Origin of the sequence: Devosia sp. FKR38 (genome assembly GCF_005222805.1) — a bacterium.
Lineage (GTDB): Bacteria > Pseudomonadota > Alphaproteobacteria > Rhizobiales > Devosiaceae > Devosia.
In genome coordinates, this window is the sequence record NZ_STGC01000005.1 from 21,675 (window position 1) to 47,005 (window position 25,331).

Consider the following 25,331-nt stretch of genomic DNA (forward strand, 5'->3'; position numbering starts at 1 on the left):
GGTCATCGTGTTTCCCCTGCGGCCAGTGAGGCTGCTGCTGCTTGTGTCTTTCCAGGCCCACTCAATTCGCCAACGATCCTGCCCTCGCGCATCACCAGAAGCCGGTCGCTCAAGTCCACCGCTTCCTCGATATCGGCCGTGACCAGCAGGGTGGGGCAATCTGCCCTCGCGATCTCCCGCAGGAACCGATGGATCTGGCCGCGGGCGCCGATATCGACGCCCCGGGTGGGCTCCTGCAGCACCAGATACTGCGGTGACATCGCCATGCGTGATGCCAGCAGGATCTTTTGCTGATTGCCGCCGCTCAATTGCCCGACGGTCTGGTCAAGACGGCGGAACCGGACGTCGAACCTCTTGGCGAGGCTGTCGGCTTTCTTGCGCTCGGCCAGCACGCGGACAATGCCAAACCGGGAGAGGCTCGCAAGGATCAGCGAGACCAGATTGGCGCCCACGCTGAGCTTGAGAACCAAACCATCCCGCTTCCGTTCGGCCGGTACATAGGCAATTCCCAGGGACTTTGCTGCCAGGGGCGATCGCGGAATGGTCGCCGACTTGCCTTCGATGAGGAGATTGCCGGAGATCTCCTTGCCGGCGCCACCCAGGCCTTCGGCGATAAGCTCGGCCCCGGAGCCGCGCAGCCCGTAAACGCCCACGATCTCGCCGCGCCGCACCGAGAGGCTGACACCGGCCAGAGACGGAATGCCCCGGCAGTGCCAGTTGCCCAATTCCAGTGCAGTGGGAGTTTGCGCCGACGGCGCGTCACTATTGGCGTCGGCCTTGCTGTCCTGTCGACCCAGCATATGAGTAACGAGTTCGTCGTGGGTGGTGTTGGCCGTCACCAGATCGGCAACCTTGTGGCCGTTGCGCAGGACCACAACCCGGTGGCTGAACGCCGACACTTCGTCCATTCGGTGCGAAACATAGAGCACGCCGACGCCGTCACGATTGAGGCGGCCGACGATGTCGAACAGCGCTCGGCTCTCGTCCTGGCTCAGCGCGGCGGTCGGTTCGTCGAGCACGATGATCCGGGCATTGCGGCTCAGAGCCTTGACGATCTCAACGATCTGCCGTTCGGCCAGCTTCAGCATCGACATGGGGCGCCTGAGATCGCCCAGGGCAATATCGAAGCGCTTGGCCGCGGCCATGGCGGCGGCAACGGTGGCGGACTTGGTCACCAGCCCATAGCTGGACCTCCACCGGTTGAGCATGATGTTGTCGGCCACGCTCATGGCCGGTACATAGGCCAGCTCCTGCGGGATCAGGGCGATGCCCTGGGCCAATGCGTCGCGCGGCGATTGCAGGCTGGTCGCCACGCCTTCGAGCGCCATGCTGCCATCGGGATCGGGCCGAATAACCCCCGTGATGATCTTGGACAGGGTGGACTTGCCAGCGCCGTTCTCGCCGAGCAGCGCGATGGTTTCGCCGCGCGCCAGCTCAAGATCGACACCCTCAAGAACCGTCGTAAAACCATATGTCTTGCCGATACCCTTCAGGGACAGAAGGGAAGGTGTGCTGGACGATGAACTCACGACGAGACCTCCACAAACGGATCGTCAACCTGCGGCCACAACGGGCGGCCTGCATTGTTGAGCACAAGTGTGGTGAACTCGGGAGAGGCGACGCCGGGGGCGGCCACGAAGTGGATGGCGTCGACGACCGGCTCGAATGCGGCATAGAAATGCTGGGCTGACTTGACGAATATCGACCTGTAGCTGCTCAGGTCGCAGCCGAATTGCGTGAAGGCCTCGGGGTGAAAGACCTGCGTGCGGATGCTGTTGATGACGACATCAATGCCGCCGATGCCAACCAGGACCGCATCACCCATGGGCTGGTCGCCGCCAGCAAAGGGCTGCCGGCCATGCTCGACCAGTCCCTTGACGGTCACCACCGTGTCGAGCGGTGCGCCCGAATAGGGCGAAGTCTTGCCGCCCAGCCGCAAGCCGATGGTTGCGCCAATCCCCGCATCAAAGCAGAAGCGCACGGCGACAGGGTCCCAGATCAGACCCAGGATCACCTTTTGGGCATCATCATCGATCAGAGCGCGGAGCAGAAAAGTGGAGTCGCTGCCCGCGCCAGCTCCTGCATTGTCCGAGACATCGGCAAAGACTGTCGCCTGTCGGCAGGAGCGCGCCGCTTCCACCGCTGCAGCGGGCGTCAAGAGCGTGCTGGCCGTGTCGTAGCGCAGATCCCAGATCTTTGCCGCAAAGCGCCGGGCGGCATCCTCGGCGACCGCCAGGTCGCCATCGGCAATGGCAAGGAATTTTGCGCCGACATCGGGAACATCGGCCCAGGGGAAGCCATGGGCAAAGCTCAGCGAGATGATCTTGTCGCTGCCTTCTGACGCCAGCATTTCCTGGACGAGGCCGCGCATGGGCTCAAGGCTGGTGCGCCAGACGGCCAGCATCCGGCAATCAACCAACGCCATCTTGGGCGTGATATCACCCTTGCGCGTGCGCTCGCAAATGCTGAACAGGTCGTCAGCGCGCGGCAAGACGTCCGTGTGGGGGTATTCCTTGTAGAGAACGACCACGTCGGACGCTGCGATCATGCGCTCGGTCAGGTGGCAGTGCAGGTCAAGTTCGACTCCCACAACCACTTCGGGGCCAACGATCTCCCGCACGGCAACCAGCAACTCGCCTTCGCAATCCGGCGATGCGGTCGATACCATGGCCCCATGCAGATGTAGCAACACCATGTCGATCGCACCGGCGGCACGAAGGTCATCGAGCACCATGTCCCGCAGCTCTGCCCAGACGGAGTGCTTTGTCGGTCCCGATGGCTGCGCAAATGTGGAAATGCTTTCGACAACGGCATAGCCGAGGCTGTCGCACCGCTCGCGCCAGAGGCGATTGGGCCCGCCAAAATAGTGGCTGTCACCCGCAGCGCCATCGCGGCGGAAGTGGCTTTCGAGAAACGCATTCCAGCCCGTCGGAATCGCGGAGAATGTGTTCGTCTCGGTACCAAGTGCCGCGATGAAGACCCGAACGGACAATGCCAACCCCTCTCCTGCTCAACTTTTACGCAGGTTACGGTTTTGCGCACTTTATGTTCGATGGCAGTTTTTCTGATTTTTGTTGCATGGCGTGCAACAGCAGCTATGACATTTCAATGATTGTTGATGAGCGCCATCTGCGAACGATCCACGCGGTGATCCGACATGGCGGCGTGCGGGCGGCGTCGGAGCACCTCAACGTCGATCCATCTGTTGTGAGCCGGACCGTGGCTCAGGCCGAACGGTTACTCGGGATTGCCATTTTCGAACGGCAGGGCAAGACCCTTTTGCCGACGGCAGCGGCCTATACGTTGTTCGAGTATCACCAGCAGCAGACGCTGCATCAGGCCGACCTTCAGACCGCGCTGGATGACATCCGGGGCCTGCGCTCTGGAACCGTAAGGGTGGTTGCCGGCGAAGGCTTTGTCGATGGTCTGGTTTGCGGACCGCTGCGCGCGTTTCAGTCGCGCTATCCCAAGGTCTTCATCGAGCTGCGCACCATGTCGGTGGACGAGATCGCCTCCTCGATCATCAACGAAGGTGTCGAGTTGGGCGTGGCCCACAATCCGGTGCCCCGCGATGGCGTGGTCAGCATTGCCTCGGCCCCCATGCCGATCCGACTGGTGACCGCACCGACACATCACCTGGTGCAGCGCGGCGGGCCGGTATCGCTCACCGAACTGCTGACCGAACGATTGGCACTGACCCTTCCTGGGTTCGGCTTGCGGCGCGCAATCGAGGTTGTCGAATTCATCGAGAGAACCAAGGCTCATCCCGTGATGGAGACCAATTCCATTGCAAGCCTGCGATCCTTCGTCGTCGCCGGCCTGGGCTCGACTGTGTTGCCCACCATTGCGGTCCATGCCGAGCTCGAAGCAGCCAAGGTGGCTTTGCTGCCCATTGCGCATGAAGTGTTTGAGAGCGCCGAAGCCAAATTGCTCGTGCGCAAGGGCCGAAGGCTGTCGCCAGCGGCAAGCGAACTGTCACAGCTCATGTCCGCCCATATTGTCGGTCTGGCACGATTTGCTTGAGCGGCAATGGGTCCAGTGCCCTTGCGGGGGAGCCGCATCGGACGCCGATCAACCCGCTCCGGCGGGGCACCCGGGCCAATACGCAGCAAGCTGTTGCGACGTTGAGCGACCCGCATGCGACGCTGGACGGTCCGGACGCGCGTTCTGCGCGCCCGGACTTGGCCTCGAGCTCCTCTGGTCTTCGAGCACGATGCGAGACGGCCTTGGTCACCCCCAGCGCACGCCGGTGCGGGTCGGCGAGGGCGCCGGCTGGGCCAGCCAGCGACCAAGCAGCTGAAAGCTCCGCCGCGCCTTGCGCAGATGCCAGCGCAGGGTGGTGGCCAGGATCGCGCGCGTGCTCATCGCGAGGCTTCCCACTGCGCCACGGCGTCGGGACCGGCGGGAAAACGCTGCTGGCCGGTGGTGTCATTGGCGGCCCGCCACACGGCCTCGGCCACATCGATTTCCCGCGTCGTGACACTGGGAACAGCAAAGGCCTCAAAGATGGGCCGCGCAAAATCGGCATAGGCCGCCGGGATCAGGTCGGCGATCGGCAGTTCGACATTGGCGCCGAACTGCGTGGTGGGCGCATAGCCAGGCTCAACCAGCTTGACGCCAATGTCGAAGGTAACCAGCTCTTTGGCCAGCGACCGGGAAAAGCCCTCGATGGCGGTCTTGGTCGCGGTATAGGCGGCCGCAAAGGGCGAAGGCGACAGCACAACGCTTGAGGTGACGTTGACGATGACGCCGCCGCCCTGTTGCCGCATCATGGGGAGGATGGCCTGGATCATGGCCATGACCCCGAATGTATTGGTTTCGAACAGACGGCGCACCTGCGCCATGGGGGAGGCCTCAAAGGCGCCCACCATGCCGATGCCGGCGTTGTTGACCAGCACATCGATGGGGCCGGCAGCCGCCAGGCAGGCCGCGATACTGTCGGCATTGGTGACATCGAGCGGCAGTACGCTCATGCGGTCGGACTGGGGCAACAGGTCCGGCTGCGGCCGGCGCATGGTGGCAATGACCTTCCAGCCCTGCTCGTGGAAGTAGCGGGCCGTTTCCAGGCCATAGCCGGAGGAGGTGCCAGTGATGAGAACGGTTTTCATGAGAAATTTCCTTTGGTTGGGATGAGTTTGGGGCCGGATTCGACCCGGGATTCAGGCAAGGGTTTTGAGGATGCGGCTTAGCCAGGCGCTGCGGGCAGCGCGGGCTGCCATGGACACACCCGCATCGGGGAACATGGCATCAAAGCCGTGGAAGCCACCGGCCCAGATGTGCAGCTCGGCCTGTCCGCCCGCCGCCCAGATCCTGCTGGCATAGGCGACGTCTTCATCGCGGAAGACTTCGGCCGTGCCGGCGTCGATATAGGTGGTCGGCAGATCCGCCAGATTGGTTTCGAGCGCCGGCGAGATGTAGCTGGAGATCTCGTCCCTCTGGCCGGCAAGCACCGCCTGCCAGGCGAAGAGGTTCTTCTCGCGCGTCCAGACGCCGGGCTCGCCGGCATATTGTTGGCTGGACGGCGTCGCATTGCGATGGTCCAGCATCGGGCAGATCAGGATCTGCGCAGCAATAGGCGGGCCGTTGCGATCGCGCGCCATCAGCACCGTGCCCGCCACAAGGCCGCCACCGGCGCTGGCGCCAGCCACCACGATCCGGTCGGGATCAATGCCGAGGTCCCCGGCATGGGCGGCGAGCCACAGCAGGCCCTGGTAGCAGTCCTCCACCAGCGTGGTGCCCGACACTTCGGGGGCCAGGCGATAGTCTATGGTGACCACCACCGCGCCATGCTGGTCGAGCCAATCGAGCGGGATATCAAGATTGGCGAAGCGATCGCCCATCACCATGCCGCCACCGTGCAGCCAATAGATGCAGGGGGCATTCTGCGTGGGCGCCGACGGCCGGAGCACGGTAACGGGCAGGCTGGCGCCATCGGCGGCAGTCACCGCGATCTCGCGGCGCTCGAGCGCCCGGCCATTGAGATAGGTTTCGGCGGGCACCGCATACTCGCGCATCTGCGCCAGCAGTTCGGGATTGAGATCAACGCCGAGCGGGAAGTCGGCAAGCTTGGTGCTCAGTTCAGGGTCGAGGGGGGGACGGGGAATGGACATGGAAGGCTCCGTTTTGAGGGTGTGGGTATGCGCGCCCGGACATCGACCGGGCGTGAGTTGAGTGGGCGAGGGGAGGTCGGCAGCTAGGCGAGGATGGCCTTGCCGCCCACGGGGATAGCGTCGGAGTAGATGGACTCCCCGGCAATCAACGGGGCCAGCTGGGCGACGAAGGCCTGCGCCGCCGGGCTGGCGAAGAATTTGGCGTGCGCGTCCTGGCTGCTCCAGCCTTCTGCGACGCTGACCAGGTCGGGATTGCTGGCCGAGCGGCTGACCAGGAACACCAGGCAGTCGTCATTGCCCAGCGACGGGGCGGCCAGAAGAAGCGCGACAAGGGCGTCGCCCTGGCCAGGGTGAGCGGGAATGGCGGCGTGAAAGCCGTGTTGGATCGTCATGGGTCTTTTCCTTGGTGGAGTGGGTAAATTGGGCAGCACGGATCCCATGCTGCATTTGCTTGTGGTCAGCCCTGCTGTGGCAGGACGCCCAACTGCTGCAGGACCGTCATCGTGTCGGGCCAGATCCAGAGCTCGGCGACCTTGCCATCGGCAATGCGGAAGACCCCGGCACCCGTTGCGGACAACACGCCGCTGGGCCCCATGGCACCGAGATAGGGTGCCGACTGCGTCCCCTCATAGCGGCCCCGATAGGAGACCTTGTCGCCTTCGGCGATCAGCTCGACGATCGGGTGGGTGAGGTTCGGCACGGCGGTGACGAGCCCGACGGAGAATTCACGCGCCGCGTTGATGTCCATGTCCGGCGAGCCGGCAATATGCAGCACGAAGTCCGGCGTCACCCACTCCGCAGGCGGGGACTTCTGGGCATCAAGGCCTTCGAAGTAGTAGCGGGCGATCTGCTTGTTGTGTTCAGACATGATGGTCTCCGTTGGTTCAGGTCTGGCGGGCCCTGTCGTCCGCCGATGACTGCACTGAACCACCGATGGCTGCTCCGGCGTTAGGCGTATCCTCTCTCGATCTTGCACAATCCTATCATTACGTAGAATTATGCACGACGTCGTCGCTGGGTTGTGCTAGCAATGAATCTGCCAATATGGAGAGCGCGTCATGCCGCTGGACGAACTGCGCAGCCTGATCGACCGCCATGCGCGGGCAGACATGAGCACCCCGATCGACGGGGTGCTTATCGCGCGTCACGATGTCTCTGAGCTGGAATCCTCGATGACCAGTTCAGTCATGGCGCTGATAGCCCAAGGCATGAAGCGCCTGGCCCTCGGCGACTGCGTCTATGAATACGGCCCAGGAGAATATCTGGTCTCTTCGCTGGACCTGCCAGTGACCGGGCAGTTCATCGATGCCAGTCCAGACTGTCCGGCACTGGGCTTTGGCATGATGCTGCACCCCGCCAGCATTGCCGAACTCCTGCTACAGGCGGGCGCATCCGATCTGCGCGATGGCAGGGGCAGTCCGCCCAGTGGCATGACAGTGAGCACCGCGCCTGCAGCGCTGCTGGACGCTGTGACACGTCTGCTTCGCTTGCTCGATTCTCCACGCGATATTCCCGTGCTTGCGCCGCTGATAAAGCGCGAAATCCTCTGGCTATTGATCGTTGGTGAGCAGGGGGCAGCTGTGCGCCAGCTTGGCCTGGCCGACAGCAACCTCAGCCATATTGCCCGGGCCGTGCGCTGGATTCGCGACCACTATGCCCGCGCCTTTCGCGTCGAAGACGTGGCGGCGATCTGCGGCATGAGCGTCTCGGCCTTCTATCGCAACTTCCAGGCCGCAACCGCGATGAGCCCGATCCAGTTTCAAAAACAGATCCGGCTGCAGGAAGCCCGGCTCATGCTGGCCGCCCAGCACGGCGATGTCGCAGAGATCGGCTATCAGGTCGGCTATGACAGCCCGTCCCAGTTCAGCCGCGAATATCGCCGCCAGTTCGGCGCGCCGCCCAGCAAGGATGCGATCAGACTGCGCAGCACGCCAGCAATGACGGCGGCGGTGTTCTAGCAACCGGTCGGGGCAGGGCGTCCAACTGCAGACGGATCGTCCCGCTCCGCTTCCCTGGCTGGCAGCCAGCTTTCGCCTGGGATTGCGCTGCAGCGCCTCGCCTACATCGGGACTTCTGGGGTGGGCTTGCCGCCATAGGCGCGGTCGGTGAGGGTGACGTTGTTGGCATGCAGCCGCCGATAGGGCTCATGCATGGCCAGGACGCCGCGATCCAGCCAGGGCTGGATGAAGCTCTCGAGCGGCGCCGTCAGATAGTCGGTCTCGTCCTTTCGCAACAGCAACTGCACATTGTAGTCGAGCATGGCGGCGGTGAAGTCCTGGGTATAACCACCGCCCTCGATCACCTCCGGGCGCCCGTGGCACGGGTAGATCCTGCTCACATCCATGGCCAGTAGCGACTTGTAGGTCATCAGCTGGATGGGCATTTCGGCGGTCATGGCCGGCGTGTTGAACGGCACGGTGTCCTCCACCGCATCCGCGGCGAGCAGGATCTTGTCCTTGGGCAAATAGGCCACCAGGTGTCCCAATTGGTGCACAAAGGTCTCGATCAGTTCGATCTGCAGGTCTCCCAGCCACACCGTCATGCGACCATCGAACGTCCGGTTGGGCAGCACCAACTCGTCCACGCCCGGATATTCCGGATCGCCCGCGCCCCAGATCGCGCCGGTGATGATCTCCTGGGCATGCGACTGCAGCTTCCAGCGCGTCTTGTTGGTCGAGATGATATCGCTGTTCTTGTAGAGGAAATTGCCGGCTATATGGTCGCAGTCCCAATGTGAGTTGATCACTGAGACATGCTTGATGCCCATGTCGCGGATATAGCGGTCAATGAAAAGAATGTGCTCTTTGTAGAGCATGGTGTCGAAGATGATCGCATGGTCGCCGCGATGCAGCACGTAGTTGCAGACGCCCAACTTCATATCGATATTGCCCTGAATCCAGGCCGGATAGTCGGCGATATCGCGACCATCGTAGAAGCAGATCAGGTAGTCATTGAGATGGGAGATGCGCAGCTTCGGGACGAAGGGCGCGCGAGCGGGGGTATCAGTCATTGAAATGATGGCTCCGTCGGGCGGGAGGTGAAGGGCGGCCGTTGGCCGCCCCGAATGATCATTCGGCCCAGCGGACCGAGCCATAGTCGATATTGCCCGGGGCATAGGCGGCGCGCAGGTCGAGATCGACCAGGCCCTTGGGGCTGACGACAACGTCGTCAACGCCAACCAATGGAATGAACAGGCCCTTGTCGAAGTAGAGGTGACCCGCCTTCTCGTAGAGGGCGTTGCGCGCCGCCACATCGGTCAGCGTGCCGGCCTCCTGCAGCAAGGCATCGGCTTCAGGCAGGCTCCGACCGTAGAAATTGATGGGCGCGCCCGACGCAAAGAAGATGCCGGACTGGTTTTCCGGGTGCAGCGCGTCCGGGGTCAGCTTGCCGATGTAGAAATCGGGGCCGTCCGGATTGTCCTTGAGTCCGAACGCGGCGCTTTGCGGCAGGATGGTGACGGTGGCGGTAATGCCGATACTGGCCAGTTGGGCGACGAGCAGGTCCCCGACGCGACCGAGGGCATTGGACTCCTCGGTGCTGATGCCGATCGTGAGCGAGATCGGGCCCTTCGCCGTCACCGTGGCCTTGGCCGCGTCCAGATCGGTCGGGAAGACCACAGGTGTCACGGGGTCCAGCATGGCTTCGGGATAGACCGACTTGGCGGGGTGGCCATAGGCGCCGAAAGCATCGGCTACCCAGGTGGCCGGCGCGATGGCGGTCAGGAAGGCGGTGCGGATCTCGTCATCGACCAGCGGGCCAGTCGGCTTCACGAAGCCGATGATCTCCGATGTGCTGGGCGCAGCCGTTGCCACGAGGTCCCCCGGAAGGGCGGCCAGTTGGGCCCAGGGATAGTTGGACGGCACGGCATCGGTCTCCTGCGACTGCAACTGCAGGACTTGCTGACCGACGTCGGGCACGAGCGGCAGTTCGATGGTCGAGAAGTAGGGGGCCTTGCCATAATAGCCATCGAAACGCTCGAAGCTGTATCCCTGGCCGCGCTCGAAGCTCGCGAGCTTGAATGGCCCGGTGCCAGCCGCATGGGTGTCCAGCCATGCGCTTGCGGCCTTGCCGCCGCCATTGTCGGCCAATGCCTTGGGGCTGATGACCTTGGGGCCCCAGGGGCTAGCCAGGCTATCGAGCAGGGAGGGTTGCGGCATGCCCAGGGTGATGACCACAGTCTTGTCGTCGGGGGCCGCGATATCGGTGACGTTCCACAGGAAGTAGCTCAGAACCAGCTCGCTATCGCGGCGGCGCTCAAAGGACGTCTTGACTGCAGCGGCGTTGAACGGCGTGCCATCGTGGAAGGTGGCGCCCTCCACCAGGTTGAACGTGTAGGTCAGGCCGTCGTCCGAAACAGACCAGTCCTTGGCCAAAAGGCCGCGAATCTCGGAACTGCCCGGTACGTATTCGACAAGGCCCTCATAGACATTGTTGATGGCGGAGAGCCCGTCCATCTCGAAGGCATTGTCCGGGTCGAAGGAATCGAAATCAGTGGCGATGGGCAGGCGCAGCGTCTCCTGCGCCTGGACCGCGCTGGCCGACACAGCCAACGTAAGCAGCGCGGCGCCGATCAGCAGCCTGCGGGTGATGCGGGTAAATGGCTTCATATTTGACGACATGACGTCGCTCCCTTGAACAGGGATTGACGGACCATCGTCGCCAATCCCTTGGCTTACGAGGTCTCCCGGGCTTTTGTCCCGCCGTGCGCCCAGCGGACTGAATTGTCCGCCGGTGGCAGCTCTCGGACCAGACACGCTGAACAGCGCCGGAACCCTAGCCACCAGTCTCAGGCAAGACAATGCAAAGGCTGTGCCAGAGTCTTGAAAGCTCTAAGTTCTTGAAAAGAATAGCATTTACTTTCGTCGAAGACCTGACGCGCCGTCGGCATTGCTGAATCAATGGGCAGAGGTTCTCCATAGCATGCAATGTCGACAATCTCATCGCAGCGCGATCCGCGGGTCAGCCACCGATTGCAGGATCTCCACCAGCATTGTCATGAGGATGTAGAACGCGCCAAACACCATGGCGACGCCGAGAATGGCCGGCAGGTCGGAACTGGCGAAGGACTGCACGGTGTAAAGGCCCAGTCCAGGCCAGGAGAAGATCCGCTCCACGATCAGAAGATTGCCATAGAGCAGACCGACCTGCAGGCCCAGCATGGCCAGCGGCGCCGACGCAGCGTTGCGCAGGCCATGGCGGAGGAAAATCCTGCCGCCGCTGAGGCCCTTTCCATGGGCCGTGCGGATATAGGGCTGTCGCAAGACGTCCACCAAGGCCGAATTCAGCGAGCGCCCGACCGAGATGGCAATCGGTACCGACAGGGTCAGCGCGGGCAGGGCAAGATGCCACAGCGCATTGAGGGCAATGTCGGGGCGACCCAGCAACAGACCGTCCAGGACAAACAAGCCCGTGGGCCCGGTGAACCGGCGAATATCCAGCCTGCCGCTGCCGGGGAACCAGCCGAGCTTGAACCAGAGGAAATAGGCCAACAGGAGCGCGGTGAGAAAAATCGGAAACGATCCCGCGGCCAGCATGCCAAGCCGCACCGCTCCAGACCGCCGCATCGTGGTCTGGGCGAAGGCGAGGATGAAGGCCAGGCTGGTCCCCAGCAGCATGGCGGCGATGATCAGCTCGAGCGAGGCCGGGCCATACTTCAGCACATCGGCAGCCACGGGCTGCCGCGTGCGGATCGAGGTGCCCAAATTGCCCTCGGCAAGATGGCGCACGAACGTGCCATATTGCGCCAGCAGGGGCTGATCCAGACCAAGTTCGGTGCGGATCTGCGCGATGGTCTCCGGGGGCGCAGAGGGTCCAGCGAGGGCCCTTGCCGGGTCGGCGGGAATGATCGCCTGCAGGCAGAAGACGATAAAACTCATCACCACCAGCACCAGGACCAGTCCACCAAGGCGCTTGAAGAGATAGGCAGCCATGTCACGCACCTCGCAGGGCTGAGCGGATGCCATCGCCCGCAAGATTGGCGAGCATGGACATCAGGAAGATCACCAGCGCCGGAATGATGGGCAGCCACCAATAGGTCGTGAGGCTGTCGACCGACCGCGACGTCATCGCGCCCAATTCGGGCGCCGGGGCCGGCAGGCCCAGGCCGAGGAAGGAAATCACCGACAGCGTCAGGATGATGTTGGCGACATCGAGCGTGGCCGCCACGGCCAGCGCGGGAGCCGCACCAGGGAGCAGATAGCGGAGCATCAGCCGCGGCCCCTTCACCCCTGCGATGCGGGCCGCCTCGACATGGGGACGGGCACGGATACGGCGGACCTCGTCACGCGACATGCGGGCATACCAGGGCCACCAGAAAATGGTAATGGCGATCATGGTGTTGAGGAGGCCCGGTCCGAGCGCCGCCACCACCGCAAGGGCGATGAGGGTGGAGGGCAGGACAAGGAACAGCTCGACCACGCGTTGCAGCAGTGTATCCACCCAGCCGCCCACCATGCCGGCGAAGACCCCGACGGACGTGCCGATGAGCAGGGAAACCCCGATCACGGCCAGGCCCGGCAACCAGGTGTAGCGAACACCGAGCAGGACGCGCGAGAACAGGTCGCGACCGATCTCGTCGGTGCCGAACCAGAAGCTGCCGCCGGGGGGCAGATAGGCCGCGCCGACACGCAGCATCGGATCATAGGGCAGCAGCAGCGGGCCGATGAGGGCGATCAGCGTGATGGCCAGCACGCCGGCAAGGCCGATGCGTTCGAGCCAGCCGACGCGGCGAAGCCAGTCGAAGTTTGAGCTTGTGGATGGGGCGAGTTCGGTTGGGTGGGCCATGGGCGGTCTCGTCAACTAGCCAGGCGCGGCACGGCGCCGACCAGCGTTTTGGTGTAGGGGGCCTGGGGGGCGGATATGACCTGGTCGGGCTCGCCGATCTCGACGAGATGCCCCTTTTCCAGCACGGCAATGCGGTCGGCTATCAGCCGGGCTGCCGCCAGGTCGTGCGTGACGAACAGCATGGCCATGCCGAGGCTCCGGCGCAGGCTACCCAGCAGGTTGAGGGTCTGTGCGGCCAGTGACACATCCATGGCGCTGATCGGCTCGTCGCACAGCAGCAGCCTGGGCGGAACGATGACCGCTCGCGCCACGGTGATACGCTGACATTGGCCGCCCGAGAGTTCGCTCGGCAGGGCGTTCCTCAGTGCCGGATCGACGCCGACCAGCTCTAGCGCGGCCGCAATGCGGCTGTTCTGTTCGGCGCGGCTGAGGCCGAGCGGTCGCAGGCGGTCGCGGATTTGCTCGTCCACTGTCAGCCAGGGTGTGAGCGCGGCGACGGCATCCTGAAACACCACCTGCGGCTGGACGCCGCCAAACCAGGACACATCGCCTTCGTCGGGGGGCAGCAGGCCGGCGGCAATGCGCAGGAGCGTAGACTTGCCCGAACCGCTTTCCCCGACGAGCGCGACACACTCGCCCTGCTGGATGCGCAGATCGATTCCGGCCAGCACCTGCGTCTGCCGCGGCCGCTGAAACAGCCCGCCCCCCGAACCAAAGCTCTTGGTGATGCGATAGAGCTCAAGCGCATTGGCATCGCCGGCCGCTGCCTCCGGCCAAGCTGGCGCCTCTCGGGACTGGGCTAGCAGGTCCGGCACGCGGTCGGCGTGGAAGCAGGCCACCTGGCGTCCATCGGGCTGCCGGACAAGATCGGGCCGGCGTTCGGCGCAATCGGTTCCGGCAAGCGGACAGCGGGTGACATAGTTGCAGTGCGCCCCGTTCGGACGCGCGCGACGCTGCTCGCTCGACAGCGTTCCAAGCTGGCGGCTGCGGTCGGAATCGAGGTCGAACCGGGCAGACAGAAGGCCGGCCGAATAGGGGTGGAGCGGCGCCCCAATAAGTGTCGTTGTGTTGCCGACTTCGGCGACGCGGCCGCCATAGAGCACCATCACCCGGTCGGCCAGCTCCGCAGCGACCGCCAGGTCATGCGTGATGAACAGGATCGCCGTGTTGTGTTCGCGGGCAAGGTCCTTCAGCAGCGTCAGGATCTGGGCCTGCACGGTGACGTCGAGCGCCGTCGTCGGCTCATCGGCAATCAGCACCCGGGGCCTGGCCGCCATGCTCATGGCAATCAGCACGCGCTGGCGTTGGCCGCCGGAGAGCCGGTGCGGCATCTCGGCGGCGATGCGTTGGGGGGCTGGCAGGCCGGTGCGGGCAAGCCACTCGACCACCTCGTCGGCACTGAGCCCGCCTTCGCGCAACTGCTTGCCGATGCTCATGGTTGGATTAAGCGCCCCCATCGGATCCTGCGGTACGGCGCGCACGAGGCTGCGCCGGATGGCGCGCAGATCATGTGGCTTGGCGCCGACGATCTCGCGACCGGCAAGGCGGATGCTGCCGGAAATCTCAGGCTGCGCCTCGGCTGGCAGAAGGCCCTGCAAGGCAAGGCCGATCGTGGACTTGCCTGAGCCGCTTTCGCCAACCAGCGCGACCACTTCGCCTGCATCCAGGTCGAAGTCGATACCGTCGAGCACGGTGCTGGGTCGACCATCGCGGCTCAGCCGAACATGCAGGCCGCGGATGGAGAGGATGGAAGTATCCGGCTGATCAAACGTCGCTGGTGGAGTCATTTATCCCTCACGTTGAGGGATGACGAAACGCTGCGCTCGCCAATCCCTGGCTTACGAGGTCTCCCGGGCTTTTATCCCGCCGTGCACCTGGCGGGATGTCTCCCCCGACCAGCGGTAGCTCTCGGACCAGACGCGTTTCCGCCGGAACCCTAGCCGCCAACTCCCAAATGACGATGCAAACGGCGTGCCAGCACGCAACGCCTAGAGATCCGGCCGCAAACGCCCATCAGCTGGTGATCTCTGCAAACGAATTGATCAGCTTGCGACATTGTTCGCCCAAGAAATGGGCGGCCACACGGACCCACTCGGGCGCTCGCCACTGTCATGTTCTCCGACCGCGGTCGAGCACTTGGCAATGTGCCGACCAGCCAATGGGCCGAAAGGGCAGAGGGCCTCGAGATTTGGCAGGCCTAGCCGGGAGGGATGCCGGCCAAGTCTCTCCAACGCCAGTTCTTCAGGCTTGAGTAGAGGCCGGGACGCCCAAGCTTTGCGTAGTGGAAGCCGGCGCTGGTTGCCCGTGCTTGCGATATTTCCCGGCGACACTCCCGGTCGATCCGGCGCAGGAGCCGCCAGCATCGGCGAAAACCGCGCCGCTTGTTTGACTTGCCCATCCGGAACACCGTGTCGTCAGCCTAGAAGGCGACCTTGTCGGTGCCCTTGAGCTGCAACATTTCACGCGGCTCGTCGGGTGTGGCGACTTCGCAGCCGAGGTCCTCGACGATGCGCCGGATCTTGGCGGCCTGTCGGGCATTGCTGTCCGCCGGTTCGCCACGCGAGATGAACAGACTGTCCTCCAGCCCCACGCGCATATCGCCTTCCCTTGGAGAGGGGCATCGGCTGTGGCGCGGCGTCAAATCCGCTTGCACGATGTGCCGGGTACAAATCTCGGCGACAGCACAAAATCCTGGGGAGGTTCGTCCACGGCGTCGGCGCTGACGATCCGGTGCAGCAGGCGGCGCGCGATGATGCCGCCCAGTTTCTGGGTGTCCTGCACCACCATGGTGATGCGCGGGGTCATCACGCTGCTCCACTGGATATTGTCGATCATGGCCAGCGAGATGTCGTCCGGGCAGGAAAAGCCCAGCTCCTGCATGGCCTGCAGCGCTGCCAGGGCTACGGCGTTGTTGGCGCCGATGATGGCGGTGGGGCGTTCGGGCTCGATCAGCAGGCGCATGGCCGCTTCATAGCCGCCCGAGCGGGTGAACTGGCCATCCACCACCTGCCTGGGGTCAACCTCGACACCAGCACGCGCCATGGTTTCGGCAAAGCCGCGATAGCGCTCGGAGGCGGTGTGCATGTGCTTGGGGCCGGCGATAAAGGCGATGCGCCGATGACCCAGCTGCAGCAGATGCTCGGTCAGCATGGCGCCGGCCAGGAAATTGTCCGAGCCGACGAAATCGCGCTCGATGCCGGCCACCTTCTGGTCAAAGCACACCATGGGCACTTTGATGGACCGGATGAAGTCGACATAGTCCGGACCGAAGCTCGACGGGGCTAGGGCCAAGCCGGCGATCTTGAGTCCGATCAGATGCTCGACCAAGGCGCGTTCGCGCTCGGGCTGACCCGATGAGTCGGTGATCAGCACGAAATGTTCGTGTTCGAGCGCATAGTTTTCCAGCTCGCGCCGGATGTCGCCGAAGAAAGGATTGCCGACATTGCCCACCACAAAGCCGATCATGCGGCTGCGCCCGCGCGCCAGGCTTTGCGCCAGCGGGTCCGCAACATAGCCCACCGCCGCAACCGCCTGGCGGATCCGCTCCAGCGTCTTCTGACTGACCCGGCTGGGATTGCTCAGCGCCAAAGATACTGTTGAGACAGAGACTTCGGCCAGCCTTGCAACATCTCGGATAGTGGCCATGAGGCTTTCTCGAACCGCTTCTAGACCATTGGCGATCGCCCTGGCTCAACATCATTGCTGCGCGCAATGGCGGAATACCTACCAGTCTGGAAGCTTTCCGCAACGAAAATATTGAAACTCACCTGAACTCAGAAACGGACTTGACTCCAAACCACACTCGAATGAGGATGATCGTCGAACCGGTTCGATAGGCCGGAATGGGAGGATTGATCTTGGATAGCGCACGCAGTCTTGCGGGTGGTCAGGCCGTCACGCCGGGCAAAGCCTGGTTTGAGAATGACCGTTTCGGCATGTTCATTCATTTCGGGCTCTACTCCCTGGGCGCGCGCCACGAATGGCTGCAGCACCGCGAGGAAATCGCGCCGGACCTCTATGCCAAGTACTTCGAGAACTTCGATCCCGACCTCTACGATCCACGCGAATGGGCGCGCCGGGCGCGGGAGGCGGGCATGAAATATGTCGTTCTGACGGCCAAGCACCACGAGGGCTTCTGCCTGTGGGACAGCAAGTTCACCGACTACAAGGCCACCAATACCCCCTATGGCAAGGACCTGCTCAAGCCCTATGTCGAAGCGTTTCGCGCCGAAGGTCTCAAGGTCGGCTTCTATTACTCGCTGATTGACTGGCACCACCCGCAGTTCCCCATTGATGGCATCCATCCACTGCGCAACCACCCCGATGCGCTGGAGATGAACAAGAGCCGCGACGTGCGCCATTACGCCCAGTACATGCGCGATCAGGTCACGGAACTGCTCACCGAGTTCGGTGATATTTCGGTGATCTGGTTCGACTTCAGCTATCCCAAGCGCGAATACCGCGGCATGCCCGGCAAGGGGCGTCTCGACTGGGAAAGCGAGGAGCTGATCGGCCTGGTGCGCAAGCTGCAGCCCGACATCATCGTGGGTGACCGGCTCGACCTGCCCACCGACGGCAATTTCCCCAAGGATCTGGCAACGCCCGAGCAATATACGCCGCGCATTGCCCCCACGGCGAATGGCAAGCCTGTGCGCTGGGAGGTCTGCCACACCTTCTCGGGCTCCTGGGGCTATCACCGCGACGAGCAGAGCTGGAAAGATGCGCCCCAGCTGATCAACATTCTCATCGACGCTGTGTCGCTCGGCGGCAATCTGCTGATGAATGTCGGTCCAACCGCGCGCGGCGCCTTTGACAAGCGCGCCATCACCGCGCTCGAAACCTATGGCGAATGGCTGCGCCTGAACGGCCGCGCAATCTACGGGGCAGGGCCATCGAGCTTTGTCGCGCCCAGTGGCACTCGCTTCACCCAGCGCGGTAATCGCCTCTATGTACATGTCCAGAACTGGCCGTTCCGGCACATTCATATCGAGGGGCTGGGCGGCAAGGTCAAATATGCCCAGTTGCTGCATGACGCCAGCGAGATCCACTGGCTGGACCCCGAGGCGGAGGTGGATTCCAACATCGGCGTCGCGGTGGGCCACAATATCCTCACCCTCGAGCTGCCAGTCCTCAAGCCCGATGTGGTGGTGCCGGTCGTTGAACTGATCCTGAAGGACTAAGCCAGTGACCAGGGCCCCGGGCGGTGCCACTTTGCTCAACGAGGTCGACCTGATCGCCGACGTCGCGCCCATCATTGCCGATCTGGCCGATGGTGGGCGTGGCGCGGTGGCCCTGGCCGGCTCGCGCGGCAAGGGACGCTCCGATCAGCAGTCGGATTATGATTTCCGCGTCTATGCCGATGGCTATCGTGGCGAGGATACCCGGCAGACCCCGCAATGGGCGCGGTTTGAGGCGGCCATGACGCGCTGGCAGGCGGCAGGCTTCCGCATGGATGGCGTGTGGATGCGCAGCTATGCCGGCGTCCGGCGCGATCTCGATGCCTGGCTGGTCGGCACGGCGGTTCCCAAGACCTTTGACTGGACCATCTGGGGCTATCACCTGCCCACCGACCTGGCCAACCAGCAGATCGTGCTCGATCCCGATGGTCTGCTGGCGGGCTGGAAGCGCGAACTGGCTGTCTATCCCGAGCCGCTGCGGCTTGCCACGCTGCAGCACTATGGGCAGGTGCTGCGCTATTGGGCGGGCGACTACCACTATGAAAGCAAGGTAGCGCGGCGCGACCTGGTGTTCCTGGTGGGGCTGGCGGGCAAGCTGACCAATGCCATGATCCAGGTGCTGTTTGCCCACAACCGGCAATACTACCCCGGCGACGGCTGGAACCTGCCCATGGCAGCCGAGCTCGACCAACTGCCGCCCGACTTCGTCGCGCGCATGACCGCCATTCTGGAGCCGGCTCCGGGCGAAGACGCCTGGCGGCAGCAGCGCGCCCAAATCATCGCGATGATCACAGACATTGAGGCCCTGATCGCGAGCTGACCCGGCCTCGGACCATACCGGAGCCCAAGAACTCCGGCCCGCAAACGGCACGACACACGACAATCGAATGAGGAGAGACTGACGTGAAAATAACCTATGTTCTGGCTGCTGCGCTTCTCGCCGGCAGTTCCCTGCTCGCAACGACCGCCTCCGCTCAGGAAACGGTCAATCTGACCTGGCAGATGTGGGGCGACGAAAGCGACACCGCCCTGTTCACCAGCCTGGCAGACCTGGTCACCGCCGAATATCCCAATATCAAGGTGACGCCGCAGTTCTCGGGCTGGACCGACTACTGGACGCGCCTGCCGGTGCTGGCCTCGTCCGGCCAGATCGCCGACCTGGTCGCCATGCAGTCCATGCGCATGCCCAGCTTCTATTCTGTACTCGAACCGCTCGATTCCTATATCGCCGCCGACGGCATGGACAAGGCTGAGTTCGAGACCTCTATCATGAACGGCCTCTCCCACGACGGCGTGCAATATGCACTGCCCTATGACGTGGGTCCGTGGCTGGTCTACTACAACCGCGACAAGTTTGCCGCTGCCGGGCTTGCCGAGCCGGCGCTGGACTGGACCTTCGACGATTTCAAGGCCGACGCCATTGCCCTGACTCAGGGCGAGACCTTCGGCTATGCCACGCAGGCCTTCGACTATGTGGCCGGCCCCATCGCCCTGGGCGCCGATTATTTCAACGACGCCAACCAGTTCGACGTGACCAATGCCGGCTATGTCGATGCGGTCAAGAAATATGCCGACCTCACCGTGGCCGACAAGGCCTCCCCGGTCTTTGCCTCGGGCGCCGGCGCCATCAGTGGGAGCGGTCGCTTCGCGGCCGGCAGCGCGGCCATGTATATCGATGGCCCATGGGTGTTGCTGAACACCAAGGACAGCGTCGATTTCAAGATCGGCGTCGCCCCGCTGCCGCGCGGCGCGGGTGACTCGCGCTTTATCACCGCCGGCTCGGGCTGGGGCGTTGCCGCAGCCAGCCAGCACAAGGAAGAGGCCTTCAAGGCGCTCAAGGTGCTGACCGGTCCCAAGGCCGCCGAAATCCTTGCCTCCGCCGGCCGCGCCCTGCCTGGCCGTCTGGCCCAACAGGACTTCTGGTATGACGTTGCGGCCAAGGATGTCACGGGCACCCGCGAAACGCTCAAATACATGTTCGAGCATTCCACCCCGTTCCGCCTCAACGAATACTGGAACGACTTCGAGAACCTCCTCACCCAGTACATGCCGCTGGCCCTGAATGGCGACAAGAGCACCGAAGAAGTTCTGTCCGATATCCAGAGCCAATTGCCGATGTAAAGCGGCATGGCGGCGCCCCGACCGGCCCATTCCCTTTGGGGCAACGCGGTCGGGGCGCCACACTTGGCCCTGCAAAGGGTCGACTCTCCCGCGAGCGGGAGGGGCCAGATGGGTCCAGTTGAGGAGAAACGCATGACCATTGCCCAGGAAACGGCCAAGGTGCCCAGCCGGTCGGCGGCGCGGCGCCGCAACCGGCTCGACATCAGGGAAGGCCGCACGGCGTTCTTCTTCCTGTTGCCCAGCCTGATCGGGGTAATCCTGTTCCTGGTGCTGCCGATCATCGCCTCGGTGGTCCTGAGCTTCACCAACTGGAAACTGCTCGGCCAGCCGGCCTTTGTCGGCTTCGCCAACTATGTCCGCCTGTTTACCGTCGATCCGCAATTCTGGCCGGTGCTGCGCAACACCCTGTTCTTCACCGCCGAATATCTGGTGCTCAACCTGGTGATTTCGCTTGGCCTTGCTGTCTGGATATCCAGCCTCAAGGTCGGCCAGAAGTGGTTTCGGGTTATCTTCTTCCTCCCCACCTTCACGCCCGGCATAGCGGTCGCCATCGTCTGGATGCTGATCTTTGCGCCGGGCGGTTTTTTCGATTTCCTCATGGGGGCCCTGTCCATTCACATGCCCAGCGTGCTCACCGACCAGAACCTGGCCATGCAGGCCGTGGTGGTGGTCTCGCTTTGGGCGGGTGTTGGCTACAACACCGTTCTGTTCAACGCCGCGCTCGACATGGTCCCGGCCAACTATCTCGAGGCGGCGCGCATCGATGGGGCCACCGCCTGGGACCGGTTCTGGAAGATCCGCCTGCCGCTGATCTCGCCTACACTGTTCTTTGGCACCGTGATGACGGCCATCACCTCATTGCAGGTGTTTGACCAGATCTATGTGCTGACCCGCGGCGGGCCGGGGTCCGCCACGGCCACGTTGGGCTACGCCATCTACCAGAAGGGCTTCCAGAACTTCCAGATGGGCTACGCCTCCGCCATCGCCTGGGTGATGTTCGCGCTGATCATGGCGCTCACCGCCTTCCAGTTCTGGATGCAGCGCAAATGGGTGCATTATGACAACTAGGTCCAAATCCGCCGGCGGCGCGCTGGCGCTGCAGATCCTCAACCATGTCGCGCTGGGCCTGGTCGCCCTGCTGTTCCTGTTCCCGTTCTTCTGGATGGTCTCGAACGCCCTGCGCAGCAATGCCGAAGTGCTGGCCATTCCGGTGCGCATCCTGCCCAGCGTGTTTCAATGGGACAACTTTGCCGTCACCTGGACGCAGCTGCCCTTCGGGCGCTTCTTTCTCAATAGTCTGGTCGTCTCGGGCAGCGTCACGGTGATCACGGTCTTTGTGTCCTGCCTGTCGGGCTACGCCTTTGCCCGGCTCAAATTTCCCGGCCGCGACGCTTTGCTGATGGCCTATCTGGGCACGCTGATGGTGCCGGCCATCATGCTGATCATTCCCCTGTTCCTGATCGTGAACAGCCTGGGCATGGTCAACACCTTCCAGGGCGTCATCCTGCCGGTGGCCTTTGGCACCTTCGGGTCGTTCCTGCTGCGGCAGTTCTTCCTCTCCATCCCCATGGAGCTCGAGGAAGCGGCCCGCATCGATGGCGCCTCGCGCCTGCGCATCCTGGTCAGCATCATCGTGCCGCTGTCCATGCCGGCCATTGGCCTGCTGTCGCTGTTCACCTTTATCGGGCAGTGGAACAACTTCCTCTGGCCGCTCATCGTCATGACCGGGGCCGACAATGCCACGCTGCCCGTCGGGCTGACGCAGTTTCAGACCCAGCAGGGCACGGCCTGGAACTACATCATGGCGGGCGCGACGCTCTCCATGCTGCCCGGCATCGTCCTGGCGATCATCCTGCAAAAGCTCATCTACAACAGCATCGCCCTGAATGCCGGCATGGGCGGGCGTTAGTGTTTCATCGGATTTAGGGAGCCATCGCCATGGCCAACATCAGCATTCGCAGCGCCGTCAAAGCCTATGGCCCCCTTGAGGTGCTCCATGGCGTCTCCGTCGATGCCCGTGACGGCGAGTTCATGGTCCTGGTCGGGCCATCGGGCTGCGGCAAGTCCACCCTGCTGCGCATGATCGCCGGGCTTGAGAGCATAACCGATGGGGAAATCGAGATCGGCGGGCGGGTGGTCAACGAACTCGAGCCCAAGGAGCGCGATATCGCCATGGTGTTCCAGTCCTATGCGCTCTATCCGCATATGACCGTGCGCGACAACATGGCCTTTGCCCTCAAGCTGGCGCGGCGCAGCCGCGAGGACATCGAGCGCGAGGTCAACCGGGCGGCCGACATCCTCGATCTGTCGCAACTGCTCGATCGCTTTCCGCGCCAATTGTCGGGCGGCCAGCGCCAGCGCGTCGCCATGGGCCGCGCCATTGTGCGCAATCCGGCGGTGTTCCTGTTCGATGAACCGCTCAGCAATCTCGATGCCAAATTGCGCGTGCAGATGCGCGGCGAGATCAAGGCGCTGCACCAGCGCCTGGGCGCCACCATGATCTATGTGACGCATGATCAGATGGAGGCCATGACCATGGCCGACCGCATCGTGGTGATGCGGGCTGGACGCATCGAACAGGTGGGCACCCCGCTCGACATCTACGACCACCCCGCCAACAGCTTTGTCGCCGGCTTCATCGGCTCGCCCTCGATGAACCTGATCGACGGCGTCGTCAGATCCACTGACCAGGGCCTGGTGCTCGACACGCCCCATGGCACCACCTGGCCGCTGCCGGCCAATGCCACAGTGCTGGCAGGGGCGAAGATCCAGCTCGGCATCCGCCCCGAACATGTCCTGCTCGATACGGCGGGCGTTGAGGCCGAAGCCATCCTCGTCGAGCCCACCGGCGCGGAGACCCATGTGCAGATGCGCGTTGGCGGGCAGACCCTGACGGGCGTGTTCCGCGACCGCCCCGCTATTGCCGCCGGCGCCCGATTCCGCGTTCGTCCCGACACCGCACGCGCGCACGTCTTTGACTGCGATTCTGGCAACCGAATTCCAGCCCGGAGCTGACGCACCTGGGTTATGGGTCAGACATATCCTGTTGTCCGAGGCGCCCATCCAGCGATGACACCGACCACCGTCACGGTATCTGGTTTTTGATACTGTGATGCATCTGCAACCACCTCCGAGTTGGCACGCTGCCGACCGTCGGATACCGGCGCCATCTTGGCCGGTTGGCGATGGAAGTCGCGAGCCCGATTTCCTACGCCACTAGGATTTGATTGCAGGTTGCTCAACGGTTGAGTGAGGGAATGCAGTTCTATGGCGGGAAGCCTTGACGAGCCCTAGAGTTGGTCGCCTTAGGCCACTTCCGCGTAGCGATGTGCTGGTGGAAGCGCACTGACCTCGCGCTCCTGCAGCATGGTCAGGAAGGCAGCAACAGGAACCGGTTTGGACACCAGATAACCCTGGCCCTGTGCGACGCCAGCGTCCGCCAGTGCCGCCCTTTGCCCCTCGGTTTCGATGCCTTCGGCGACCAGCACCGCTCCAATTCGATTTCCGAGACTGACCAGCACCTCGACTATCGCATCTGCCGTCGCGACCACGCCGAACACATCAACAAACTTCTTGTCGATCTTGATGATGTCCGGGTTGAGGTCCTGAATGTGTCCCAAGCCGTTGTGGCCGGCGCCGGTGTCGTCCAGCGACACGCGATATCCACGCTTGCGAGCCTCATCACTCACAGCGACCGCCAGTTTCATGTCGGGATAGGCGTTGCGCTCCGTCAGTTCGAGTACAACATGACCTGCAGATGAACCCGCATTGGCTACAATATGATCAAGCGTGTCGAGGAAGCCTGGCGTCACGAAGTGGGCAGGATCGATGTTGAAAGCAATCTTGAATTCCGGCCTGTCGGCAAGCATTGGCTTCATCTCGATCAATGCCCGTTCGACAAGCCGCTCGGTCATCGGTGCAATGAGACCGCTCGCTTCTGCGGTTGAAATGAATCGGTCGGGAAATACCACCTCTCCATCTCTCTTCAACCAGCGCACCAGCACCTCACAACCGATGATTTGAGACGTCGCCAGTTCAAAAATCGGCTGATAGTAGGGAACGAGTTCTCCCCGGCGTATGGCTAGCCGCAATGCATCCACAGGCCCTGGCGGACGCATGAGGCTCTGCGCAGCGAGCAGACCAATAAGGGCGCCGGCCATGGCACCAATGGCAAGCACCGGGACCTGTGGCCAAGGGTTCCAATTGCGAAAGCTTCTGTCACTTACCGCCAGCGCCACATTCACAGGGTAACGACCCGATGCTGACGCAAACACTCGCGTGGTTTCCACAGGACCAGTGCTCGCGACATCGCCAAAACGGGCTATCACATCAGCGGGTCCAACGCGAATTTCGGCAAGCGCCTCATCCCGTAGCGGAGCCGGGAAAGTGTCAAACATCAGCATGTCTATGTTGAGCGTTGCCGCAATCGAATGACTGTCGCCGACACGCCAGAGAACGCGGAAGAGGCCGCTACCTTCGGCGTGGCTCGGCTGTAGGACTATGGAGGGGTTTCGCGATTCAAACTCTGCCACCTGTGCGCTCGACGACTGCGTGTCGAAATGACCGGGCGTGGTGGAGCAAAGCAGCTGTCCGTCCGCGGCCAGCACGGCGATCTCCTTGATCGCGCCGCGGGCAAATGTCGCCTGCCGCAAGGCCCGGAGTGCATCGGCATTGCACAAGTCGTTGCTGGGGGCCGCATAGTCACCCAGGGTGATGACCGCATAGTCCACTGCGAGTTCTGCACGTTGCAGCAATTGCCCGCTAAGCTCGTCGAGTTGGGACAAATTGCGCTGGGTCTGCAAGTTTTCCAGCCCGGCCCAACCTGCCCAGGAAAACCCCAATGCCGACGTCGCAACGATGAGCGTGCTCAGAACAGCACGATGACCTCTATCCGCTACCGTGACTGCCACGACGACCCCCACATTTAAGGGGCAATTTATAGTCCATGACCACTTTCAATCCGTTAAGTGGCACGGCTGCCGAGCGGGCAGTGGTTGGAAGCGAGTGCCCCATGATGGATATGCATGCTGGACTCGGGGGGGGGGGCACTCGGCACTGACGGGACGACGCCTGCCTGTTCACTATCCTGTGAACAGAGTGCAATGTAACGATAGCGCTCGTCACCACGAACTGAGGGGTA

General features: G+C 63.2%; 22 protein-coding genes, 1 pseudogene and 2 riboswitches. Of the genes and pseudogenes, 8 read left to right on the top strand and 15 right to left on the bottom strand.

Translation table 11 applies throughout. The features are described 5' to 3' along the window. Window positions 1–2: 2 nt before the first annotated feature. Window positions 3–1,529 carry a sugar ABC transporter ATP-binding protein gene (locus E8M79_RS05240; RefSeq protein ID WP_137150905.1) on the bottom strand — a complete coding sequence of 509 codons (1,527 nt, stop codon included), beginning with the start codon at window positions 1,527–1,529 and terminating at the stop codon, window positions 3–5. Beyond that, window positions 1,526–2,992: a M81 family metallopeptidase gene (locus E8M79_RS05245; protein ID WP_171015727.1), complete on the bottom strand. Its 1,467-nt coding sequence runs from the start codon at window positions 2,990–2,992 to the stop codon at window positions 1,526–1,528. Before E8M79_RS05245 ends, E8M79_RS05240 begins: the two co-directional genes overlap by 4 nt. On the opposite strand from E8M79_RS05245, the gene E8M79_RS05250 reads away from it, so the two are divergent. After that, entirely contained in the window at window positions 2,992–4,023 is a 1,032-nt protein-coding gene (locus E8M79_RS05250) for a LysR family transcriptional regulator (protein ID WP_137150907.1), read from the top strand. The genes E8M79_RS05245 and E8M79_RS05250 overlap by 1 nt on opposite strands. Before the next feature lie 207 nt (window positions 4,024–4,230). On the opposite strand, the gene E8M79_RS18650 is transcribed toward E8M79_RS05250, so the two are convergent. The 5 genes from E8M79_RS18650 to E8M79_RS05270 all read right to left on the bottom strand — a co-directional run bounded on the left by E8M79_RS18650 (window position 4,231) and on the right by E8M79_RS05270 (window position 6,978). Continuing rightward, window positions 4,231–4,365 (bottom strand): hypothetical protein, encoded by a 135-nt coding sequence (locus tag E8M79_RS18650; protein WP_282568098.1) that lies wholly within the window; start codon window positions 4,363–4,365, stop codon window positions 4,231–4,233. Further along, the gene (locus E8M79_RS05255) at window positions 4,362–5,108 is read right to left on the bottom strand and encodes an SDR family oxidoreductase (protein ID WP_137150908.1); all 747 of its coding nucleotides are present in this window, start codon (window positions 5,106–5,108) and stop codon (window positions 4,362–4,364) included. Before E8M79_RS05255 ends, E8M79_RS18650 begins: the two co-directional genes overlap by 4 nt. Before the next feature lie 51 nt (window positions 5,109–5,159). Beyond that, window positions 5,160–6,110 carry an alpha/beta hydrolase gene (locus E8M79_RS05260; RefSeq protein WP_137150909.1) on the bottom strand — a complete coding sequence of 317 codons (951 nt, stop codon included), beginning with the start codon at window positions 6,108–6,110 and terminating at the stop codon, window positions 5,160–5,162. 83 nt (window positions 6,111–6,193) lie between these two features. Then, window positions 6,194–6,502, bottom strand: coding sequence for an antibiotic biosynthesis monooxygenase (locus tag E8M79_RS05265; RefSeq protein ID WP_137150910.1), 309 nt, complete (start codon window positions 6,500–6,502; stop codon window positions 6,194–6,196). Between the two features lie 65 nt (window positions 6,503–6,567). Further along, complete coding sequence (locus E8M79_RS05270) at window positions 6,568–6,978, bottom strand: ester cyclase (RefSeq protein ID WP_137150911.1); 411 nt, start codon at window positions 6,976–6,978, stop codon at window positions 6,568–6,570. 190 nt (window positions 6,979–7,168) lie between these two features. On the opposite strand from E8M79_RS05270, the gene E8M79_RS05275 reads away from it, so the two are divergent. Then, window positions 7,169–8,068, top strand: coding sequence for an AraC family transcriptional regulator (locus E8M79_RS05275; protein WP_137150912.1), 900 nt, complete (start codon window positions 7,169–7,171; stop codon window positions 8,066–8,068). A gap of 101 nt (window positions 8,069–8,169) precedes the next feature. On the opposite strand, the gene E8M79_RS05280 is transcribed toward E8M79_RS05275, so the two are convergent. The 7 genes and pseudogenes from E8M79_RS05280 to E8M79_RS05310 all read right to left on the bottom strand — a co-directional run bounded on the left by E8M79_RS05280 (window position 8,170) and on the right by E8M79_RS05310 (window position 16,538). After that, complete coding sequence (locus tag E8M79_RS05280; RefSeq protein WP_171015728.1) at window positions 8,170–9,120, bottom strand: MBL fold metallo-hydrolase; 951 nt, start codon at window positions 9,118–9,120, stop codon at window positions 8,170–8,172. 58 nt (window positions 9,121–9,178) lie between these two features. Continuing rightward, entirely contained in the window at window positions 9,179–10,729 is a 1,551-nt protein-coding gene (locus tag E8M79_RS05285; protein WP_137150914.1) for an ABC transporter substrate-binding protein, read from the bottom strand. A 60-nt stretch (window positions 10,730–10,789) separates the two neighbouring features. After that, window positions 10,790–10,898, bottom strand: a riboswitch (guanidine-I (ykkC/yxkD leader). A 149-nt stretch (window positions 10,899–11,047) separates the two neighbouring features. Next, window positions 11,048–12,040: an ABC transporter permease gene (locus E8M79_RS05290; RefSeq protein WP_137150915.1), complete on the bottom strand. Its 993-nt coding sequence runs from the start codon at window positions 12,038–12,040 to the stop codon at window positions 11,048–11,050. Window position 12,041: 1 nt separating this feature from the next. Further along, on the bottom strand, window positions 12,042–12,893 hold the full coding sequence (locus E8M79_RS05295; RefSeq protein WP_137150916.1) for an ABC transporter permease: 852 nt from the start codon (window positions 12,891–12,893) through the stop codon (window positions 12,042–12,044). Between the two features lie 11 nt (window positions 12,894–12,904). Then, on the bottom strand, window positions 12,905–14,584 hold the full coding sequence (locus E8M79_RS05300; RefSeq protein WP_248304907.1) for an ABC transporter ATP-binding protein: 1,680 nt from the start codon (window positions 14,582–14,584) through the stop codon (window positions 12,905–12,907). A gap of 154 nt (window positions 14,585–14,738) precedes the next feature. After that, a riboswitch (guanidine-I (ykkC/yxkD leader) is annotated at window positions 14,739–14,844 on the bottom strand. A gap of 468 nt (window positions 14,845–15,312) precedes the next feature. Next, window positions 15,313–15,495 (bottom strand): annotated as a pseudogene (locus E8M79_RS05305) (3-keto-5-aminohexanoate cleavage protein); the annotation flags it as partial. 35 nt (window positions 15,496–15,530) lie between these two features. Beyond that, complete coding sequence (locus E8M79_RS05310) at window positions 15,531–16,538, bottom strand: LacI family DNA-binding transcriptional regulator (RefSeq protein WP_137150919.1); 1,008 nt, start codon at window positions 16,536–16,538, stop codon at window positions 15,531–15,533. Between the two features lie 212 nt (window positions 16,539–16,750). On the opposite strand from E8M79_RS05310, the gene E8M79_RS05315 reads away from it, so the two are divergent. From E8M79_RS05315 to ugpC, 6 genes are all read left to right on the top strand, one after another. Next, window positions 16,751–18,073: an alpha-L-fucosidase gene (locus tag E8M79_RS05315; RefSeq protein WP_137150920.1), complete on the top strand. Its 1,323-nt coding sequence runs from the start codon at window positions 16,751–16,753 to the stop codon at window positions 18,071–18,073. Window positions 18,074–18,077: 4 nt separating this feature from the next. Continuing rightward, a complete protein-coding gene (locus E8M79_RS05320) occupies window positions 18,078–18,890 on the top strand; it encodes a DUF4037 domain-containing protein (RefSeq protein WP_248304908.1) in 813 nt (270 codons plus the stop codon). An 83-nt stretch (window positions 18,891–18,973) separates the two neighbouring features. Next, window positions 18,974–20,191 carry a sugar ABC transporter substrate-binding protein gene (locus tag E8M79_RS05325; protein WP_137150921.1) on the top strand — a complete coding sequence of 406 codons (1,218 nt, stop codon included), beginning with the start codon at window positions 18,974–18,976 and terminating at the stop codon, window positions 20,189–20,191. 132 nt (window positions 20,192–20,323) lie between these two features. Continuing rightward, entirely contained in the window at window positions 20,324–21,259 is a 936-nt protein-coding gene (locus tag E8M79_RS05330; protein ID WP_137150922.1) for a sugar ABC transporter permease, read from the top strand. After that, window positions 21,249–22,100, top strand: coding sequence for a carbohydrate ABC transporter permease (locus E8M79_RS05335; protein WP_137150923.1), 852 nt, complete (start codon window positions 21,249–21,251; stop codon window positions 22,098–22,100). Before E8M79_RS05330 ends, E8M79_RS05335 begins: the two co-directional genes overlap by 11 nt. A 29-nt stretch (window positions 22,101–22,129) precedes the next feature. Further along, window positions 22,130–23,206 carry a sn-glycerol-3-phosphate ABC transporter ATP-binding protein UgpC gene (gene ugpC / locus E8M79_RS05340; RefSeq protein WP_137150924.1) on the top strand — a complete coding sequence of 359 codons (1,077 nt, stop codon included), beginning with the start codon at window positions 22,130–22,132 and terminating at the stop codon, window positions 23,204–23,206. 290 nt (window positions 23,207–23,496) lie between these two features. On the opposite strand, the gene E8M79_RS05345 is transcribed toward ugpC, so the two are convergent. Then, complete coding sequence (locus E8M79_RS05345) at window positions 23,497–25,101, bottom strand: EAL domain-containing protein (protein ID WP_137150925.1); 1,605 nt, start codon at window positions 25,099–25,101, stop codon at window positions 23,497–23,499. Window positions 25,102–25,331: the final 230 nt, after the last annotated feature.